Source organism: Pseudomonas sp. FG86, from assembly GCF_057808775.1.
In genome coordinates, this window is record NZ_JBMDIS010000002.1 from 193433 (window position 1) to 212998 (window position 19566).

Here is a 19566-nt window from a genome sequence, read left to right on the forward strand (position 1 = left end):
ACATGCAACAACTTCCAGGTTTCAAACGCGTGGTCACCGGGCACGATGCCCAAGGCCAGGCGGTGGTCGCGCTCAGCGGACCGACACCCAACAGCTTCCCGCTCAAGGCCGTGCCCGGTACGGTGTTCCATGAGATCTGGAACAGTGGCGCCAGCCCGGCCGTACTCGACAACGGCGAGGACCCCACCCGCAAGCCGCTTCAGTTGAGTCCGGCGCCGTTGGGCAGCGTTATCCGTGTGGTGGATATCCCGCCCGACAGCGTACAGAACCAAGTCAGCGCCGAGGATGCCGCGGCGGCCTTCGCCGAAATTGGCCAGGCCCATGCCGGCACGGGGCAGGCAGATTCCAAACACAAGCTGATGCACCGCACCGAAACCCTCGATTACGGCGTGGTCACGGAGGGGGAGGTCTGGTTGGTGCTCGATGGCGAGGAGGTGCATCTCAAGCGCGGTGACATCGTCGTGCAGCGAGGTACCAACCACGCCTGGAGCAATCGCACCGAGCAGATGGCACGCATGTTGTTTGTCCTGCTGGATGGCCGCTTCGCGCCCGAACTGCAAGGAGGCCAGGCATGAAGCTCAGTACCTTCAAGAATCATAGCCGCGACGGTCGCCTGCTGGTGGTGTCGCGCGACCTCGCCTGGGCGGCCGATGCCAGCGATATTGCGGCGACGTTGCAGGTTGCCATTGAACAATGGTCGAGCGTCGAAACCGCGTTACGCGCGCGCTACGACGCCTTGAATGAAGGCACCCTGGCCGGCGCCTTCGCCTTCGATCCGCAGCACGCTGCCGCACCCTTGCCACGTGCCTGGCAATGGCTGGATGCCTCGTCCTTCCTCAGTCATGGCGAGCGCATGCAGAAAGCGTTCGCGCTGGATCCGATCGAAGGTGTTGAACACACACCCTTGATGTATCAGGGCTGTGGCGATGATTTCCTGGGGGCCCACGACGACATCCTGCTGCCCAGTGAAAGCCACGGTATCGATTTTGAAGGTGAATTCGCGGTGGTGGTCGATGAGGTGCCCATGGGCTGCTCGGCGCAAGACGCCACCGACCATATTCGGCTGATTGTGCAAGTCAACGATGTCAGCTTGCGTGCGCTCGCCCCCCGTGAAATGAAGACCGGCTTCGGGTTTATCCAGGCCAAATCCTCGTCAAGTTTTGCCCCGGTGGCGATCACTCCCGACGAGTTGGGTGAGGCCTGGCGGGACGGGCGTGTGCATTTGCCACTGAGGGTCGAATGGAATGGCCAGTGGTTCGGGCATGCCCACGGTGGCGCCATGCATTTCGGCTTTCATCAGTTGATCGCCCATGCGGCGCTGACCCGGCGCCTCAGGGCCGGCTGCGTGATCGGTTCTGGCACGGTTTCCAATGCCGACCCCACGGTTGGCGCGGCCTGCATCGCCGAACGTCGTGCCGTCGAGATGATCGAGCAAGGGGCGCCGCAGACGTCCTTCATGCGCTTCGGTGATCGCGTGCGCATGGAAGTTCTCGACCTGCGCGGGCAGTCGGTCTTCGGGGCGATAGACCAACGTGTCGTGCACGGAGGCCTCCCATGCGCGTGATGATTACCGGGGCCAATGGTTTTGTCGGCCGGGCGCTGGTCAACCGATTGCTCCAGGCGAATGAATGGCAAGGCCGCTCGATCAGCGCGTTGATCCTGCTGGATAAAGAGTTGGTGGGGTTTGCTGACGATAAACGCCTGCGTCGGCATTGCGGCAGTGTGACCGATGCCGCGTTATTGCGTCGCGCCCTGGCCGATGGCATTGATGTGGTTTTTCACCTGGTCAGCATCCCCGGGGGAGCGGCCGAGCAGCATTATTCACTGGGCTATCAGGTCAACCTGCTGGCAAGCCTGGAGTTGCTTGACCAGTTGCGCGAGCAGCCTGGCGCGCCGGTGCTGGTGTATGCCAGCAGCGTGGCGGTGTACGGCGGCGACTTGCCGGCGCGCCTCGATGAGCGCGCCGTGCCACACCCGCAGTTGAGTTACGGTGCGCACAAGGCGATGGTGGAGATGGCGCTCAACGACCTGGCCCGACGAGGCGAGGTGGACGGCCGTGCCGTACGCCTGCCCGGCATCGTTGCCCGTCCACGTGAACCCAACGGGCTGCGCTCGGCGTTCATGAGCGACCTGCTGCATGCCTTCGCCGAAGGCCAGCCGTATTGCTGCCCGGTTTCATCGCAGGCGCAGGCCTGGTGGATGTCGGTGCGGTGTTGCGTGGATAACCTGTTACGGGCCGCCGAACTGCCGGCCGCCGAGCTTGGCGAATCACGCGTCTGGCAACTCCCGCTGTTGCGCCTGTCCATTGCCCAGGTCATCGATGCCCTGGCCGCGGCCTATGGCCAGGAACGCCGTGCGCTGATCAGCTTCGCACCGGATGCCGGGCTGCAAGCGTTGTTTGGCAACTTCCCGGCCATGAAAACCCCTCTGGCCCGTGCCCTTGGCTTTCGCCATGACGGCTCGGCTGCCGCCTTGATACGAAACAGTTTGAATGCTGCTGCCCCGGCGCGTCGTGCGCGTGGGCGGGTGGCGCTTGGAGTGAGCGAACATGCAATCAACTAAACGCCGCCTGGTGGACCTGTCCGTTACCCTGGACAACAACCCCTACACCGATCCACCGCCGTTGCTGCCGAAAATCGACTACATGGACCATCAGCAAGGCTGGCCGGAGATGGCTGCGATGTTTCCCGGCCTGTCCAAGGCGCAACTGCCTGGCGACGAGTCCTGGGCGGCTGAGCGCCTGCAGATCACCACGCACAGCGGTACGCATATGGATGCCCCCTGGCACTATGCCTCGACCACCGACGGTGGCGAGCCGGCTTTCGGCATCGACGAGTTGCCGTTGGACTGGTGCCTGCAACCCGGCGTGAAGCTGGATTTCCGTCATTTGCCCGATGGCCATGTGGTCAGCGCCGCCGAAGTGCAGGCGGAGCTGGCGCGTATCGACCACGTGCTGCAGCCGTTGGACATTGTCCTGGTCAACACCCGCGCCGGCGCGCTGTTCGGTCAGCCAGGGTATCTGGATGCCGGGGTCGGTATGGGCCGCGAGGCTACGTTGTATTTGCTCGAGCGCGGTGTGCGTGTGGTCGGCACCGATGCCTGGAGCTGGGATGCGCCGTTCAAGTACACACGCGAACGCTTCGCGGCCACGGGCGATGCCTCGATCATCTGGGAAGGGCACAAGGCCGGGCGTGACATCGGCTACGGCCAGATGGAGAAACTGGCCAACCTGGAGTGCCTGCCGGCCCATGGTTTCCAGGTGTCCTGCTTCCCCTACAAGATCCGGCACGCGTCGGCCGGTTTCGTCCGTGCCGTAGCGATTTTCGAGGCGTGAACGTGCCGGCGGCCGCAGGAAAAAAACGCAGCAGCCTGTCCCAGGGGCTGGAGGCGCTGCTGTCCGGGCACATTCTGGAGGGGCGACTGCGGGGCGGTGAACAGTTGCCCACCGAGTCGGCCCTCATGCTTGAGCATGGGGTCAGCAGGACCGTGGTGCGCGAGGCCATGTCGCGTCTACAGGCTGCTGGAATGGTTGAGACACGCCACGGGATCGGCACGTTTGTGCGCGGCAGCGCCCTGTCGCTGGCGGCATTCATCGACCCGGCTACCCTCGGCATCCTCGATGATTCGCTGGCGATCATGGAGTTTCGAATCGGTCTTGAGGTGGAAGCTGCCGGGCTGTGCGCCCAGCGACGTCGTCCGGATCAGTTGGCCGGGTTGCGGGGGCTTCTCGATCAACTCGGACAGCCAGCCGTCAGTGTCAATGACAGGGCGGCGTTGGATTTTCAGTTCCATCTGAGCATTGCCCAGGCGACAGGTAATCACTACATCGCCAACACACTGGCCAACCTGGGCGTGATCATCATTCCGCGCAGTCGATTGGATTCTGCGCGTTTGTTTCATGATGAGCCGTTGCACTATGAACAGCGCATGCAAAGCGAGCATGAACAGATCTATCAGGCGATCCTCAACCAGGACGCTGAATACGCGCGCGCGGCCATGCGCCTGCACCTTCAGGACAGTCGCGAGTACCTGCATCAGGCTCGCCAAGAGTTTAGGCCATGAAGGACCTTCAGAATGCCGATGTACCGGGCAATGGCTCGCACTATCCGGCAACAGCGCTGACCATCATCGATCCTCGCTGGACCTTGTTCGTGCGTGTCGTGGCGGCTGGAAGCCTCAGCAAAGCCGCGGTACTGCTGGATATGCCGCAGTCCATGGTAAGTCGCAATATTGCCTTGCTCGAGTCGCAATGTGGCGAGCGCCTGTTTCATCGCACGGGGCGCGGGGTGGTCCTGACCGAATTTGGAGAGCAACTGCTGCCGTGCATATCGGATCTTCTTGCGGACGCTGAAGGCCTTGCCGATGACATTCGCAACCTGCGTGGAAAGCCGGTGGGGGAGGTGGTCGTGGGCATGTTGCCGTCTGCGGTGCGTCGGTTTGCCGGGACGCTTTTTTCTGCGGTACGCGCCCAGATGCCCGGTGTGAGGTTGCACCTGATCGAGGGCGCGAGCGCTCAACTCGAAGAGCAGTTGCACGATGGTCGTCTGGATATGGCGCTGGTGCTGCGCGAGAGCGAGGCAAGCATCGGGCAGGCCCATCTTGTGGCCAGGCTGCCGTTGCACCTGGTAGGACCGGCCGCCGATCCGCTGTTCGTCAAGCGAGATATTGCATTAAAAAATCTATCGAGGTTGCCATTGGTCGTGCCTGGGCGACCGCATCTGTTGAGGGCCAGGCTCGACCATCTGGCCACCGAGCAAGGCGTGGAATTATGCGTTGCCGTCGAAGCCGACTCCGTGCAGCTCCAATATGAAGTCGTCGCCGCGGGTGGCGGCTATGCGATCGCCTCTGTGCTACCGGGCTCTCTGGACCCGCGACTGAGTTCGTCACGTATCGTCGAGCCGCTTCTCGAGCGCTTTGTGGTACTGGTCGAGTCGCCACGTCGCCCCTTGACCCGTGCCTCCCGTGAAGTGCGACGCTTGATCGGCAGCCTGGCGATGCCATCGATTTGAGCGATAGCTGCTTTCGATCCCCAGCAGTATTCGGTGGGGGATGTGCCTCGTAGGGTGTCAGTCAATCACCGACTGATACTCGATTGCGAGGTTAGCGCTATGCATCACGCCCAACAGCACCACGTCGTGGCCCCGACGCTTTTTCTCAGCGATGCCGATGTGGCCTCGCTCGCCGACTGGAGCGCCGCCGTCGCGGCGCTCGCCCAGGCCTATGCCAGCCCTACCTCGGATGCCATGGTGCCGCCCCGGTCGATGGCGCGGGGCGATGGGATCTGGCTGCGCAGTTTGACCGCCGTACCACCGACTGGCGGCCATATGGGCTGCAAGCTGATTGCTGCATCCATGCGGGCACGTTGCGCCAGCTATTTGATCGCGTTGTTCAACCAGCAAACCATGGCGCTCAGTGCCCTGATCGACGGCAATCGGGTAACCGGATTGCGCACCGCGGCAACCGCCGCCCTGGCGGTGGATTTGCTGGCGCCCCAGCGTGCGCTGCGGGTGGGTGTGATTGGCGCGGGGTTCGAGGCGCGTGGCGCCTTGGATTGCCTCAAATCCGTGCGCGATGTCGCCCATGTTCGCGTGTTCAGTCCAACGCCTGCGAGCCGCGAACGGTTTGCCGACAGCTTCAGGCCGGGGCTGGATATTCACGCGGTGGGCAGCGCGCAAGAGGCCGTGCAGGACTGTGATGTGGTGATCTGTGCCGCCCGCAGCCGTGACGAGTCTCCAGTACTGCAAGGCGCGTGGATTGGCCCGGGTACCACAATCGTATCGTTGGGTTCGACCTTGCCTGAACAACGGGAAGTTGACCCGGTCACGATGGAGCGAGCCGTGTGCATCGTCGCGGATATGCCGCAAGAGGTACTCCACGATACGGGGGATGCCATTGCGGCGATCACTGCCGGTGTCTATGTCGCCGACAAATTGGTCGCGCTGTCGGACCTGGTGGCAGGGCGTGTCATCCCGCGCCAGAACGACAGCGACATCGTTCTCTACAAATCGGTGGGCTCGGCCTTGCAAGACGTTGTCATTGCGCAAGTGCTGTACGAGCGCGCCCGGCAACAAGGCCTCGGCATCGAATTGCCTGCCAGCATTGTCCCTGTCTCGAAATAACCCCTCCACTGTCCGAAGGAAAATCATCATGGCGACTTACAACAAAGCAGATGCCCGTGCCTGGGCGCGTGAAAACCTGGTGGGCTGCTCGGCTGTCACCCTCCCAAGCTTCAGTGCTGATCTGAAGCGCCTCAATGAGCGTGGCATACGCCACGACATCGAACATACGGTCGGGCTGGGCTACAGCGCCACGTTGCTGTGCAGCGAGCTGGCCATCTCTGCCCAGGAAAACGCGCAATTCACCGCTTGGGCGCGTGAGTCGGGGAAAAGCCTGATCCTGTTCTTCCACGCGGCTTTTGGCACGCTTGCCGAGAATATCGAGGCGGTGAAGCTCGCCGAGAATGCCGGTGCTGACATCGTCCTGCTGTCCTATCCGCCACAGTTCTGGCCGACCAGCGAGCAGGAAATCTACGACTACACCAAGGCATTCTGCGACGCGACGGATCTTGCGGTCATGCTCTTCCCGATTCCGCTCTGGGGCTTTGAGCGCGTGCATCCGGCGGGGATGTCATTGGAATTGGTCCGTCGCCTGCTGGCCGATTGCCCGAATATCGCCGCGATCAAGTCCGAGCAAGGGTTCCCATTGCCGGCGGGCATTTGCGAGATGTACCACCACTTCCGTGACCAAGTGGTGATCAGTTGCCCGATCGAAGGCGATGCGATCCCCTTGATGAGCCTGATGAAGCTGCAGTTTTCCGGCACCAGCAACACCGCCTGGATGAGCGACTACTACCCGAAAGCTTTCGAGCTGGCCCGCACGGGGCGTTTCGAAGAAGCGATGGAACTGTACTGGAAGGTCAATCCGGCACGCAGCGCCAACGGCGCCGCTGCGCAAAGCTATGCCGGCGGCACCGGTGTGCTCAACCGCACGATGTGGAAATACCAGGACTGGCTCGCCGGCTTCAACGGCGGCCCACTCCGCGCCCCGGCGATGCGTGTGCCGGATCGCTTCATGAAGTCTCTGCGTCAAGGGTTGGTCGCGTCGGGGCTGCCAGTGACTTCGGACCCTGATGCCGCCTTCATGATCGGGCGTCACCCGTGCTGATCAGGAGGGTTGCACCGTGAAGCATTTACTTAAGGACCCGACACTGTGGCGTACCGGAGCCTACATCGCTGGAGAGTGGTTGACCGAGACGCCACACGGTCGTTACACGCTGCGTAATCCGGTGGATCAAACGGTGCTGGCCGAGTTGCCACGCTGTCGCGAAACTGAAGTCCGGCACGCCATCGACGCGGCGCAGGAGGCCTTTGGGCCGTGGCGTCGCCTGACGGCCAAACGCCGTGGCGAGGTGTTGCGCCGTTGGTATGAGTTGATGGTTGAACATCGGGAGGATATTGCCACGCTGATTACCCTGGAGGAGGGCAAGCCCCTGGAGGAGGCGCGCGGCGAAGTCGATTACGCGGCGTCTTTTGTGCGCTGGTTTGGCGAGGAAGCCACGCGGGTACGTGGCGAAATGATCCCCGGGGTAAAGGACACTCAGCGCATCGTTGTACTGCGCGAACCCATCGGGGTGTGCGCCGCGATCACGCCTTGGAACTTTCCCGCTGCCATGATTACGCGCAAGGCCGCCCCGGCCCTCGCGGCCGGCTGCACGATGGTCGTGAAACCGGCCAGTCAGACGCCCCTGACCGCACTGGCGCTGGCCGAACTCGCGCAACGCGCGGGTGTGCCGGCCGGTGTTTTCAGCGTGATCACGGGCAATGACACCCGCGACATTGCCGGTGAACTCACGGCCAACCCGTTAGTGCGCAAGCTCACCTTCACGGGCTCCACCGAAGTGGGTCGGTTGTTGCTCGCGCAAGCGGCGCAGACGGTGAAGAAATGCTCCATGGAGTTGGGCGGCAACGCCCCGTTCATTGTCTTCGACGATGCTGATCTGGATGCCGCCGCTGACGGGGTGATGTTGGCCAAGTTTCGCAATGGCGGGCAGTCGTGCATCGGTGCCAACCGGGTGCTGGTGCAGTCAGGGATTTATGATGCACTGGCCGAACGCATCGTCGAGCGCATGGCACGCCTGAAGGTGGGCAACGGCCTGGAACCGGGTGTACGGGTCGGGCCGTTGATCGATGACGCGGCGCTACGAAAGTCCCAGGCCCTGGTTGATGATGCGCTGGCGCAAGGGGCTCGACTGCTGTCCGGCGGCAAGCCCCACGTGCTGGGAGGAGGTTTCTTCCAGCCCACCCTGCTGGCCGATGTGACCCGTGGGATGCGGATCGCTCGTGAAGAGATCTTCGGCCCGGTCATGCCGCTGTTGCGTTTCGACAGCGATGACGAAGCCATTGCGATGGCCAACGACAGTGAGTTTGGCTTGGCGGCGTATCTGTTCAGCCGTGATGCGGCACGCATCTGGCGCAACGCCGCTCGTATCGAATCGGGCATGGTGGGCATCAACTGTGGTCTGATTTCGAATGAGGTCGCACCCTTCGGTGGCGTCAAGCAGAGCGGTCTTGGGCGCGAGGGATCGCACCTTGGGATCGACGAATTTCTTGAAGTGAAATACCTCTGCTGGGATGGCTTGGAAAGCGTGTGAATCCGTGTCGTTGAAGGCCGATTGATTGCGGTTCGAATGAACTGCAATCAATCGGCTTTTTTATTTATCCGTAGGCACGCCGATAACACCGGGTTTTGTCGCAACGCCAAGACCCATCAGCTGAAGCGATACCTCGGATTGTGCAAAGCGATTTCAGCGCAGATAACCAATTCGATAGTCTCGTCGTTGATCTGACATTTTCCGTCGGAAACTCATGACTCTGCAGCATTGACTCGACGACGCCGCAACGCTCGTCGGTGTGCCATGCACTGTCAGCCGGGTGAATAAGAATAATTAGGAGAGCGTGATGATTGCAGCAGTCAATAAGGTCCTGGTGATCGGAGGAGGGTTCTCCGGTATGACCGCGGCTATCCAGCTCGCCCGCCGGGGTGTGGAAGTTGACCTGGTCGAAATAGATCCTTTGTGGTGCCCTCTAGGGGCGGGAATTACCCTGAGTGGGCCCACGCTACGAGCGCTTGATACCGTTGGGATTCTTGAACAGGTGGCCGCGGAAGGGTATCTGTCGACCAATTTCGATGTGTTTTCACCGGCAGGCGACCTGATTGTGCAGTTGGCGCTTCGACCTCCGCTCAGTGATAAAGCGATTCCTTGTGGCGGCGGCATTCTGCGCCCGGTGCTGGCTCGTATTTTTGCCGACAAGACACGGGAAGTAGGCACCCATGTGCGCCTCGGCATCACGTTCGACGGCATCATCGAGCACGCGGATGACCTTGAAGTGTCTTTCACCGACGGCACCTCTGGGCGCTATGACCTGGTCATTGCCGCCGATGGTGTGCATTCGCAGATACGAAAGGCGTTTTTCCCCGAAGCGCCTGCGCCGAAACCCATTCACCAGAGTGTCTGGCGTGCTGTACTGAGGCGTCCGCCGGAAATCGTGCGGCCCAGTCACTGGCTCGGACGCACCAAGGTTGGCGTCAATCCGATTTCCGAAACGCACATGTACATGTTCCTCATGGAAAGCCGCGAGTTTTCCGAGTGGATCGATCCGGCCAGTTGGCCAGGTGAAATGGCGCGGCTGCTGGGTGAGTTCCCCGCCCCGATCCTGCAAGCGCTGGTGCCTCAACTGTATGAGCCGAACGCCAATATCGACTATCGTCCGCTGGCCAATCTATTGGTGCCGTTGCCCTGGCATAAAGGCCGCATGGTGATGATTGGGGACACGGTGCATGCCACCACGCCACATCTGGCTTCCGGGGCTGGAATTGGTATTGAGAGCGCTATCGTGCTCGCCGAAGAGTTGCTCGCCAGCGCCGATCTACAGACTGCCCTGAACCGGTTCGAAGCGCGGCGTTGGGAGCGTTGCCAGCTCGTGGTCGAAAACTCCGCGCGGCTGTGCGAGATAGAAAAAAGTGGGGGTGACAAGGACGAGCATGCTCAGATCATGCGCGAGTCTACTGCGATGTTGGCCGAGCCCATCTGATAAATGAGTCGCTGTTCTGGTGCCTGGCACTTATGTCTATGGTGTGCGGCACAGGACGCGGACTCAGTGGCTTGAGTCCGCGTTGACGCGCGGTTGAGCACAGTTCCGTTGATTAAGTGTTTACCGGTTCAGGCCCATAATCACCACCTCTTTGACATATACGAAAAAAGACTCCGCTGACACCACAATCCCTTCGTCAGAAAGCTGTTGGAACAGTGCGCGCTGATACTGACGAAAACTGGAAAGAGCGCTTTCACTTTCAAACCACATGCTGCAAGCGCCTTCATATACCGTTATGTCGGGTCCGAAATAGGCGGTTACCCTGTCACCTTCGGGCAGGTATCTGGAACGAACATGCCGGCGGAGTGCACTTTGAAAGTCTGGGTGTCGGCTGATGATTACCTCGTGCGCCGAATCCCATGCGCTGAAAAACGAATCCAAAGGCACCGTTGGATTCTTTTTCAAAAAAATCATCACTTTGCTGTTGAGGGACCCTGAACTTGCAGGGACGGTTTCGACTTCATCCATCAACTGAGCGGCCTGGTTAGACAGGTCCGCGAAGTTTTTTGCATCAGGCCCTACGGTTTGTTGGGTATAGGGATCGCTGAACGTGTGAATCAAACCGGGCATATCATCAAAAAATAACTCCGTGATGGAGTCTCGGTGAAAATTTCTTGTATAGGTCACATCGGAGTCCATTCCGAACGCGCCATCGATGATATGGTTTTGTACGTATCGTTTGACACTCAATGGTTTGGCTCGAGCGATTTTTCCGTGCTGATGCTCTATATATTCCAAAAACTCAGCATGGGTCATTCCAGGTTTTCGGCGTACGGCGGCTAGCATTTTAATCATGAGAGCTCTCGCGTTTATTGGACTGATTTTAAATGAATGTAGTGTCCTGAATATTTAATGCATATTTGTTATGCGCGATGTTCGGGCGTTACTTTATTCAGCAATAAAATATATAACCAGAACGGACTGGCGAACCAATCAGCGTTTCCGCTAGGAGGTATCGCGCAATAGCATGCTTGACGAGCCTTGGGTGGGTAGTGGCGCATGCCCATCGATGGCAGAAGGCGATAGCGAGGTGGTATGACCCCTGATATTTTCGCCGATCTTGAGAATCTTCAAAAAGACGTTCGGCCTACGCTCTATCTACGACATTAATCGCCATGACGTGACGCACCTACTGAGCGGATCTGTCGTACACAATCCCTTTCTTTGTATGGACGAGCTGCCTGCATGGCCGGCCGTGCTTCGACGTTACGGTGGCGCAAACAAAACAAGCCTGGGGCTTCGCTGGTTGCTGCTAACGGGGGGCTTACTGGCGAGCTGCGCTTGGCGAGGCCCGACCAGTTTGATCTACAGCGCGAGCATTGGTTGAAATTCTCTATGGCCGCGGGCGAAGCGGGCACTTTGATACTATGATGACTGTCAATCTCCATTCCGCCGGGCGGCTTCTCCAACCAGATCAACCAAATCAATCAGTCGATCCAGGCTGTCGGCAAGTGCAGGTGGATTGCTGTGGGTAAATCCTAAGAAGATGGAGAGCAGTATGAACACTCAACCCATCCACAAAATCTTATGGCACCTCGCCGGCTGCGTGACCGGGCTGGCAATGGTTGCCGCCAATCCAGCCCAGGCTGCCGACGGCGGCATCGCCGGTGGCCCTACCGCAAGCTATAGCATTGCCTTCAGCAACTCCTACGCGGGCAGCGATTTCCGCAAAGTGATGGTGAGCAATTGGCAGGCGATGGCGCTCCAGGCGCAGAAGGATGGCTTGATCCGGGAGGCTCCGGTGGTCAGCGCCAATAACTCGGCGTCGGAACAAGCGGCCCATATCCAGGACATGATCGTCAAGGGCGTCAATGCCATCGTCATCCTGGCCGCGTCTGACACGGCCCTCAATGGGGTGATCCGCGATGCCTGCAACGCCGGCATCGTGGTGGTGGTCATGGCCAGCCTGGTCACCGAGCAATGCGTCTATACCGTGGATTACAACTGGTCTGCCATGGGCCGTGTGGAAATGGATTACATCGCCGAGCGCCTGAAGGGCAACGGAACGTTGCTGGAGATCCGTGGCATTGCCGGCGATGCCACCGATAAAAACATCAGCGACGGCATTCGCAAGGCCGCCAGCGACTATCCGGGCCTGAGATTCGCCAAGACCGTGTACGGGAACTGGACGGCTTCTGTGGCCCGCAAGGAGGTGGCGCTGGCGCTGCTATCGCTGCCCAACATTGATGCCGTGGCGACTCAGGGGGGCGACGGTTATGGGGCGGCCATGGCGTTCAAGGCGGCGGGCCGTCCGTTGCCGATCATCGTGATGGGCAACCGTCAGGACGAGCTCGCCCTGTGGAAACAGGAGCGCGATGCCAATGGCTATGAGACCGTCTCTGTCTCTGCCTCCCCGAGCGTCTCTCAGGTGGGTTTCTGGGTAGCCCAGCAGATCCTGGCGGGCAAGCAGGTGCCGAAGTTCGTCGAGGTGCCGCTGGTGCGTATCGATGCAAAAGACTTGGACGCCTGGCTCGCCACTATGCCGGTGGGCGGCGCCGCCAATCCTTCCTACAGCCAGGCTTCCGTTGCGGCGATGATCGACGCGGCGATCAACAATACGGTGTCGCCGGCGCCGTTGCCGGAGGTGACGAAGCAGTAGTGGCGGGCGAGGAGGCGAGGCCCCGATGTTGACATTCAAATCGGCCACGGCCAGGCCCATTGCCGTCAGGATTGGCCTGGCAGTTGCCGCACTGGTGTTCTTGATGCTGGCGGTATCGCTGGTGAACCTCTACGGCCTGCGAGGCATGGTGCGTGCGGTGGATTCCGCCAGCCATTCCGCAGAAATTCTGGCTTCGGTCAACGGCGCCACCGGGCGGGTGGAAAACTTCATTGCCACCCGCGATCAGGAAAGCTTGTCCCAGGCCGAAGGCATGGTGGCGACGGCTATCACCGGCCTTGCCGCCATTCCGGTGGCAGAAGCGCAATCGCTCAAGGGCAGCCTGGAACGGCTCGCCGGGGCGATCGCCGCCTTGCGGGCGGCGACCCTGACCATGGATGGCGAAACGGAGAACATGACCGCCCACTACGAGCGAATGCGAGAGGCGACGATCGTCGTCGAGCAGGGCATCGCCGATGGGCTGAAGGCGCTTGGTGCCCGCGCCACTGACCACCAGGCGCGGGTGAGCAATATTGAGAGTGCCCACCGTATCCTGGATATCCTGCGCAACGGCGAACGGATCATCACCGCCAATGTGGCCAAGGTGCTGGTGACCGGTGATGGGGCGGCCGCCACTGCGGCGAGCAGCGCCTGCGCGGCATTGCCGCCCGTGGTCGAGCAATTGCGCGAGTTGATGGGAGCGCCGCAGGAGGTGGAGACCCTGGGGCAGTTGGCGAGGGCGGTCGCTGACGCCTGCCTGGCGGTCGAGCAGCTTGGCGCGGCGCCCAAGCTTCGCGGTGGCGAGGCTTTGCGGCATCTCGGCACCGTTGGGGATGTGGCCGAACGCCTCGAAGTCATGCTGGGTGAAGTGGAGGAGCACGTTGCCCACGAAGCCAGCGACATTCAGGCCGCCACCGGTTTGCTGCAAAATGCGGCCGCATTGTCCAAGCGTTTCGCCGAGCGTGTGGCCACCCTGGAGGCGCAGACGTTGTCGTTTCGCCTGGCACCCTCGGCCGAGGTCGCCAGCGCTGTCGACGCCATCCTGGATGAGCTTTCCCGTCTCGCGCGCGTTCTCCCTTCATCGGTAGGGCCGCAGACCGACGCTACGCCCCAGACGGTCAGCGATCAGATCGCCGGCTACCGGGCCGCATTCGCCAGGTTCCATCAGGCGAGCAACGCCTTGAGTGACGCGCGCGACCAAGTTCGCAACGAGGCCCGCAGTGCAGGCCTGTTGGTTGCGCGCTTCGCTGGCCAAGCGCGTTCAGACGCCTTGGTCCACAAGGATCGCGGCATGCTCGCGACGATCATCGCGGGCGCCGTCGCCATCCTGCTGGCCGGTGCCATCGCCTGGAGCACCTCGCGGTTTGTTGCGCAGCCCATCGTTGCCCTGGCCTCGGTCATGCGCCGGCTCGCTGCCGGTGACCTGAGCGCCGAGATCGCCAGCGCCGGGCGCGGCGATGAGATTGGGATCATGACCCGTGCGGTGCGGGTGTTCCAGGAGAATGCTTTGCGCATCCGGGTGCTGGAGGCCGAGGCCGAAGCCGAACGACAGCAGGTCCAGGCCTCTTTGGAGAGAATGGTCGATGAACGGACCGACACGCTGCACCGGCAGACCGAGGTGTTGGAGGCGCAGGCCGTCGAACTCATTCAGGCGCGCAACCAGGCCGAGACGGCTAACCGGGCCAAGAGCGATTTCGTTGCCACGGTCAGTCACGAACTGCGCACCCCCCTGACCCTGATTCTCGCCCCCCTGGAGCAGCTCTCGGCGGTGACCACCCCGCCCGCGGACTGGCGTGTGCAAGTCGAGCGCGCCCAACGCAATGCGCTGCGCTTGATGAGCCGGGTGAATGAGATCCTCGACTTTTCCAAGGCCGAAGCCGGCAAGGTGGAGTTGTTTCCAACGTCCGTTGACTTGAACAAGGCGGTGGGTGTGCTGGCCGAGGATGCCGCGCTGGTGGCGCAGGGCAAAGGCTGCACCTTGACCTGCAGCATCGACGCCGCGCTCGGCACGGTGTTCCTGGACCCCCGACACTTCGAGAAGATCGTGCTTAACCTGGTGAGCAATGCTATCAAGTTCACGCCCGCTGGCGGCACCGTGCACGTGGCCGTGACGCCGATTGATGGCGAGCGATTTGAACTCGCGGTGCAAGACTCGGGGATTGGCATTGCGCCTGACAAACTGCCGTTGTTGTTCCAGCGTTTTTCCCAGATCGACAATTCCGCCACGCGCCATTACAGCGGCACAGGCATTGGTCTGGCCCTGGTCAAGTATCTGGCCGAACGGATGGGGGGCGAAGTTGGCGTCAACAGCGAGCCTGGACGCGGCTCATGCTTCTTTGTGCGACTTCCGCTGGGGGCCGAGCAAAGCATCGTGCCGATCGACGCCAGCAATAGGATGCACGAGCGGTCAGCACCGAGCACCACCGAGCAGCGCTACCTGCGTTTCGACGACGGCCGCCAAGGCAGTCGCGGCGACCCGGCGTCGACGCAAGTCGCAGACGACGAGCCCCACCCGGAACACGCCTTGCGATCCAAAGTACTGGTGGTCGACGACAACCCGGAAATGCTCAGCTACCTCAACGAACTTTTGCGCGACGACTACATTGTCGCCACCGCAGCCGATGGAGAACAGGCCTGGGCAATACTGCAGCGTCGCCCCATCGATGTCGTTCTCTCGGACGTGATGATGCCCAAGCTCGACGGCTTTGGCCTGACCGCCAGAATCAAAGCCAGCGCCGGCTTCGCTCATCTGCCCGTGATCCTGTTGACCGCCCGCGGCGGCAGCGAGGCCTGCGTCTCCGGGCTGGAGAGTGGCGCCGATGACTATATCGCCAAACCCTTCTCGCCGCTGGAGCTCAAGGCTCGCGTACGCGCGGCCCTGCGCATGAGCCAGGTGCAAGCCGAACTGAACGCAAAATCCCGTCAGGCGGGCATGGCCGAAATTGCCACTACGGTGCTGCACAACGTCGGCAATGTCCTCAACAGCGTGAACGTATCGGCAGAGCTGGTCAGCGGCCAGATGCGCAACTCCAAAGCCCAGGGCCTGGGCAAGGTGGCTCAGCTGATGAACGAACACGTCCATGACCTGAGCGATTTCCTCACCCGAGACAACAAAGGGAAGATGCTGCCCGACTACCTGCTCAAGCTGGCGACAGTGGTGACGGCAGAGCAACAGGGCATCATCGAAGAACTCGGGCAACTCACCAAGGGCATTGACCACATCAAAACCATTGTCGCGGCCCAGCAGTCCTATGCCGTTGCCGTCAGTGTCGTCGAGACAATAGCGATCTCGGAATTAATCGATGACGCCTTGCGCATGAGTGCCGGACCACGGGGGCGTCAGGAGGTGACGGTGGTCAAGGAGATTGCCGACTTGCCCCTGCTGTCGCTGGACCGGCACCGGGTGCTGCTGATCCTGATGAACCTGATCAGAAACGCCAAGCAGGCGTTGGACGGCGTGATCGATCGTAGCCCGGCCATCACGTTCAACGCCTCTGTTGCGCACGGGCCAGTATTGCGTATCACGGTGGCCGATAACGGCAACGGGATTACGCCAGAGCATCTGGTGCGCATCTTTTCCCATGGCTTCACGACGCGCCAGGACGGTCACGGTTTCGGCCTGCACAGCTGCGCGCTCGCTGCGCAGGAAATGGGTGGCAGCTTGACCGTGCGCAGCGACGGGGCTGGGCAAGGCGCGACCTTCATCCTCGATGTCCCCCTTGATGCCCAGCAGAGTAAGGGATGAACACTGAATCGGCGCATCTGGCTGGTCGATGATAGGTGCGTGGCTGAACCCGTGGCTTGCGTTGGGTACGCCTTCACGTAATACCGTCGATCAAAATATGTCGTTGTCCCCGACTGCACTGCTCGATCCGCGCTTCAACCTGGTACACCTCGCGCAGCATGCGTTCGGTGATCACCTCATGACTCGCGCCGCTGCCCTGGGCGGTGCCGTCGGCAATCACCAATACCTGATCGGCAAAGTGCAAAGCCTGGTTCAGGTCATGCAGGGCGATAAACACAATGACCTGCTGTTTACGGGCCAAGGCGCCCATGAATTTCAGCACTTGCACCTGGCGATGCATATCGAGGGCGCTGGTGGGTTCGTCCATCAACAGGATTTCCGGTTCGCGCACCAATGTCTGGGCGATGGACACCAGTTGCTGTTGGCCCCCACTGAGTTCGCCCAGGTTTTGAAAGGACAAGTCGCTGATGCCAAGGGCGTCGAGCATCTCGTCCACCCGCTTCAGCTCGTCATCGTGGACGGTCCATTGCGGCGACAGTTGCTTGCGGGCCAGGAGCACCGATTCGTAGACCGTCAACCGCGCACTGGCATTCAAGCCCTGGGGCATGTAGCAGATGCCTTGCTGGCCCTTTTTCGAGTCCTGCAGGATCACCTGGCCAGGCCCGTCGATCAGCCCGGCCATGCGTTTGAACAGGGTGGACTTGCCCGCCGCATTGGGCCCCACCACCGCGACTACCTGGCCGCCGGTGAACGCGGCAGTGGTAACGCCACGGATAATCGTGCGCTGGCCATAGCGGGCGCCCAGGTCTTGCAACTGAATCTTCACCATGCGTTTTTCTTCCCGCTGAGGATCAGAGATATGAAGAACGGCACGCCGATCAATGACGTGACGACCCCGATCGGGAAGATCGCGCCCGGGATCAGGGTTTTGCTCACCACCGAACTGACGGACAGAATCAGTGCGCCGGTCAGCAGTGAGGCCGGCAGGAAGAAGCGCTGATCCTCGCCGATCAACATCCGCGCAATATGCGGGCCGACCAGCCCGATAAAGCCGATGGTGCCAACAAAGGCCACGGGGAACGAGGCGAGCAGGCTGACCATGATCAACGTTTGAAAGCGCAGGCTGCGTACATTGATCCCGAAACTGGCGGCCTTATCGTCGCCCAGTCGCAGCGCGGTCAGGGCCCAGGCGCGTTTGGCAAAGATCGGCAGGGTGATCACAATCACCAGGCAGATCACCCCAAGTTTCGGCCAGGTGGCTTTGGTCAAGCTGCCCATGGTCCAGAACACCACGGCTGCCACGGCTTGTTCGGTGGCGAAAAACTGCACCAGGGCCAATAACGCGTTAAACGTGAACACCAGGGCGATACCCAGCAGCACGATGGTTTCCGCGGTGACCCCGCGACGCATGCTCAGGAAGTGAATCAGCAATGCCGAGAGCATGGCCATGATGAACGCGTTCAGCGGCACCATGTACTGCGCGGCCAATGGAAACAGTGCCACACCAAACGCCAGCCCCATGGCCGCGCCAAAACTGGCGGCGGCAGAAATGCCCAGGGTGAAGGGGCTGGCCAGCGGGTTGTTGAGGATGGTCTGCATCTGGGCCCCGGCCAATGACAACGCCGCGCCCACCGCCACCGCCATCAGGGCGATCGGCAGGCGGATATCCCACATCACTACGCGAATCTGCGCGGGGGCACTGTCCGGCGCGATCAGCGCGCCCAGGACGTCGCTGAAGCTGTAGTTCGCCGGGCCCAGGGCCAGGTCGAGTAGCACGCTGCCCATCAACAGCAGGGCCAGGGCGCCGAGGATCAGGCGTTTGCGCAGGACCAGGCGCCTGTAGGTGTCGCGCTGGATCACCGCCGTCATGGCTTGAGGCTCACGAAGTAACCCGGCTCATAGGGCACTGGCAGGAATCGCTCGTGCAACTCGCGAAACGAAGCGTCAGGGTCCAGGTCGGTAAACAGTGTCGGATGAAACCATTTGGCCAATTGCTGGATGGCCACAAATTGATAAGGGCTGTTGTAGAACTGATGCCAGATGGCGTGGAATGCCTGGTCATCCTGCGCCTTGATCCCGGCATAGGCCGGACGCTGGGTATACCACGCCAGCTTGCGCCGGGCTTGTGCCATGTCGGCACCGGGGCCGACACCGACCCAACGGCCACCGGGAGCAAAGGCCTCCCAATTCGCGCTGGTGACCACCACGTGTTGCGGGTTGGCGACGATCACCTGCTCGGGGTTCAACTGGCCGAACGTGCTGGGGATGACGTCCCTGGAAATGTTGTCACCGCCGGCCATGTCGACGAAAAGACCAAAGTTTTCATTGCCGAAACTCAGGCAACAATCTTCGGTGTAGCCGCCTATGCGCTCGATGAACACGCGCGGGCGCGAGGGGTGCTGCGCTTTGATGACGTCGGTGACGCGGCGGATCTGCTGGTTGCGAAAATCGATGAACGCTTCGGCGCGCGCTTCTTTGCCAAACAGCTGGCCGAACAGGCGCATGGTGGGCTCGGTGTTCTGCATGGGGTGGTTGCGAAAGTCAACGTACACCACGGGAATCCCCAAGGCGTCGAGTTTCTCGATGTAGCGGGCATCCTCGGTGGCGTGCTGGGCCTCGATGTTGAGGATGATCACATCGGGATGCAGGGAGATGGCCTGCTCGATGTCGAAGGTACCCTCTTCGAAACCGCCAAACGTGGGGATTTTGGCGATGGCGGGAAACTTACGCAGATAAGCGCCATAGGTGTCAGGGTCGGACTGGATCAAATCCTTGCGCCAGCCGACGATGCGTTCAATGGGGTTTTGCGTATCCAACGCGGCGACCAGGTACAACTGGCGGCCCTCACCGAGAATGACTCGCCTGACCGGCAGGTGCACCTTGACCTCGCGCCCGAGCAAATCGGTGACGGTGCTGCGCGCTGTATCCGGCTCGGCCGCTGTTGAAGCCAGTGACCAGCCTGCCAATCCAGCGAATAGCAGCGCGGCAATGGCGTAGCTGCGTCGAACAATGGTACCCATGGTTAGAGCCTTTGCTGTGGCCGGGCCGGGGGGCGATTCAACTTGCCGAACGGC

At 61.2% G+C, this 19566-nt stretch carries 15 protein-coding genes and 3 pseudogenes; 14 read left to right on the top strand and 4 right to left on the bottom strand.

Annotation, left to right across the window (positions count from 1 at the left end; translation table 11 throughout):
• The first annotated feature begins 2 nt into the window (after positions 1-2).
• The 10 genes from ACODSV_RS02085 to ACODSV_RS02130 all read left to right on the top strand — a co-directional run bounded on the left by ACODSV_RS02085 (position 3) and on the right by ACODSV_RS02130 (position 10091).
• On the top strand, positions 3-575 hold the full coding sequence (locus tag ACODSV_RS02085; RefSeq protein WP_150053842.1) for a cupin domain-containing protein: 573 nt from the start codon (positions 3-5) through the stop codon (positions 573-575).
• Positions 572-1564: a fumarylacetoacetate hydrolase family protein gene (locus ACODSV_RS02090; RefSeq protein ID WP_150053843.1), complete on the top strand. Its 993-nt coding sequence runs from the start codon at positions 572-574 to the stop codon at positions 1562-1564. The genes ACODSV_RS02085 and ACODSV_RS02090 overlap by 4 nt, the downstream gene beginning before the upstream one ends.
• Positions 1555-2562 carry an NAD-dependent epimerase/dehydratase family protein gene (locus ACODSV_RS02095; RefSeq protein WP_150053844.1) on the top strand — a complete coding sequence of 336 codons (1008 nt, stop codon included), beginning with the start codon at positions 1555-1557 and terminating at the stop codon, positions 2560-2562. Before ACODSV_RS02090 ends, ACODSV_RS02095 begins: the two co-directional genes overlap by 10 nt.
• Positions 2549-3334, top strand: coding sequence for a cyclase family protein (locus tag ACODSV_RS02100; protein WP_150053845.1), 786 nt, complete (start codon positions 2549-2551; stop codon positions 3332-3334). The genes ACODSV_RS02095 and ACODSV_RS02100 overlap by 14 nt, the downstream gene beginning before the upstream one ends.
• The gene (locus tag ACODSV_RS02105; RefSeq protein WP_150053846.1) at positions 3331-4062 is read left to right on the top strand and encodes a FadR/GntR family transcriptional regulator; all 732 of its coding nucleotides are present in this window, start codon (positions 3331-3333) and stop codon (positions 4060-4062) included. The genes ACODSV_RS02100 and ACODSV_RS02105 overlap by 4 nt, the downstream gene beginning before the upstream one ends.
• The gene (locus ACODSV_RS02110; protein WP_240968764.1) at positions 4059-5009 is read left to right on the top strand and encodes a LysR family transcriptional regulator; all 951 of its coding nucleotides are present in this window, start codon (positions 4059-4061) and stop codon (positions 5007-5009) included. Before ACODSV_RS02105 ends, ACODSV_RS02110 begins: the two co-directional genes overlap by 4 nt.
• Before the next feature lie 99 nt (positions 5010-5108).
• Positions 5109-6119, top strand: a complete 1011-nt coding sequence (locus ACODSV_RS02115; RefSeq protein WP_102623755.1) for an ornithine cyclodeaminase family protein — start codon at positions 5109-5111, stop codon at positions 6117-6119.
• Positions 6120-6147: 28 nt separating this feature from the next.
• Positions 6148-7164, top strand: coding sequence for a dihydrodipicolinate synthase family protein (locus ACODSV_RS02120; protein WP_024074563.1), 1017 nt, complete (start codon positions 6148-6150; stop codon positions 7162-7164).
• 16 nt (positions 7165-7180) lie between these two features.
• On the top strand, positions 7181-8650 hold the full coding sequence (locus ACODSV_RS02125) for an NAD-dependent succinate-semialdehyde dehydrogenase (RefSeq protein ID WP_150095233.1): 1470 nt from the start codon (positions 7181-7183) through the stop codon (positions 8648-8650).
• Between the two features lie 307 nt (positions 8651-8957).
• Positions 8958-10091: an FAD-dependent oxidoreductase gene (locus ACODSV_RS02130; protein ID WP_150053848.1), complete on the top strand. Its 1134-nt coding sequence runs from the start codon at positions 8958-8960 to the stop codon at positions 10089-10091.
• Between the two features lie 120 nt (positions 10092-10211).
• Here ACODSV_RS02130 and ACODSV_RS02135 read toward each other — a convergent pair whose 3' ends face one another.
• Positions 10212-10946 carry an EthD domain-containing protein gene (locus tag ACODSV_RS02135; protein ID WP_150053849.1) on the bottom strand — a complete coding sequence of 245 codons (735 nt, stop codon included), beginning with the start codon at positions 10944-10946 and terminating at the stop codon, positions 10212-10214.
• A 703-nt stretch (positions 10947-11649) separates the two neighbouring features.
• Here ACODSV_RS02135 and ACODSV_RS02140 point away from each other — a divergent pair.
• The 4 genes and pseudogenes from ACODSV_RS02140 to ACODSV_RS02155 form a co-directional block, all read left to right on the top strand.
• Positions 11650-12750: an ABC transporter substrate-binding protein gene (locus ACODSV_RS02140; RefSeq protein ID WP_150095232.1), complete on the top strand. Its 1101-nt coding sequence runs from the start codon at positions 11650-11652 to the stop codon at positions 12748-12750.
• Between the two features lie 1288 nt (positions 12751-14038).
• Positions 14039-15088, top strand: a pseudogene (locus tag ACODSV_RS02145) (sensor histidine kinase); the annotation flags it as partial.
• Between the two features lie 207 nt (positions 15089-15295).
• Positions 15296-15631 (top strand): annotated as a pseudogene (locus ACODSV_RS02150) (response regulator transcription factor); the annotation flags it as partial.
• Between the two features lie 519 nt (positions 15632-16150).
• Positions 16151-16492 (top strand): annotated as a pseudogene (locus ACODSV_RS02155) (ATP-binding protein); the annotation flags it as partial.
• A 73-nt stretch (positions 16493-16565) separates the two neighbouring features.
• Here ACODSV_RS02155 and ACODSV_RS02160 read toward each other — a convergent pair.
• The 3 genes from ACODSV_RS02160 to ACODSV_RS02170 are packed head-to-tail and all read right to left on the bottom strand — an operon-like array spanning position 16566 to position 19512.
• A complete protein-coding gene (locus ACODSV_RS02160) occupies positions 16566-17321 on the bottom strand; it encodes an ABC transporter ATP-binding protein (RefSeq protein ID WP_150053851.1) in 756 nt (251 codons plus the stop codon).
• Positions 17315-18361, bottom strand: a complete 1047-nt coding sequence (locus ACODSV_RS02165; RefSeq protein WP_150053852.1) for a FecCD family ABC transporter permease — start codon at positions 18359-18361, stop codon at positions 17315-17317. Before ACODSV_RS02165 ends, ACODSV_RS02160 begins: the two co-directional genes overlap by 7 nt.
• Entirely contained in the window at positions 18358-19512 is a 1155-nt protein-coding gene (locus tag ACODSV_RS02170; RefSeq protein WP_150053853.1) for an ABC transporter substrate-binding protein, read from the bottom strand. The genes ACODSV_RS02165 and ACODSV_RS02170 overlap by 4 nt, the downstream gene beginning before the upstream one ends.
• Between the last annotated feature and the right edge of the window lie 54 nt (positions 19513-19566).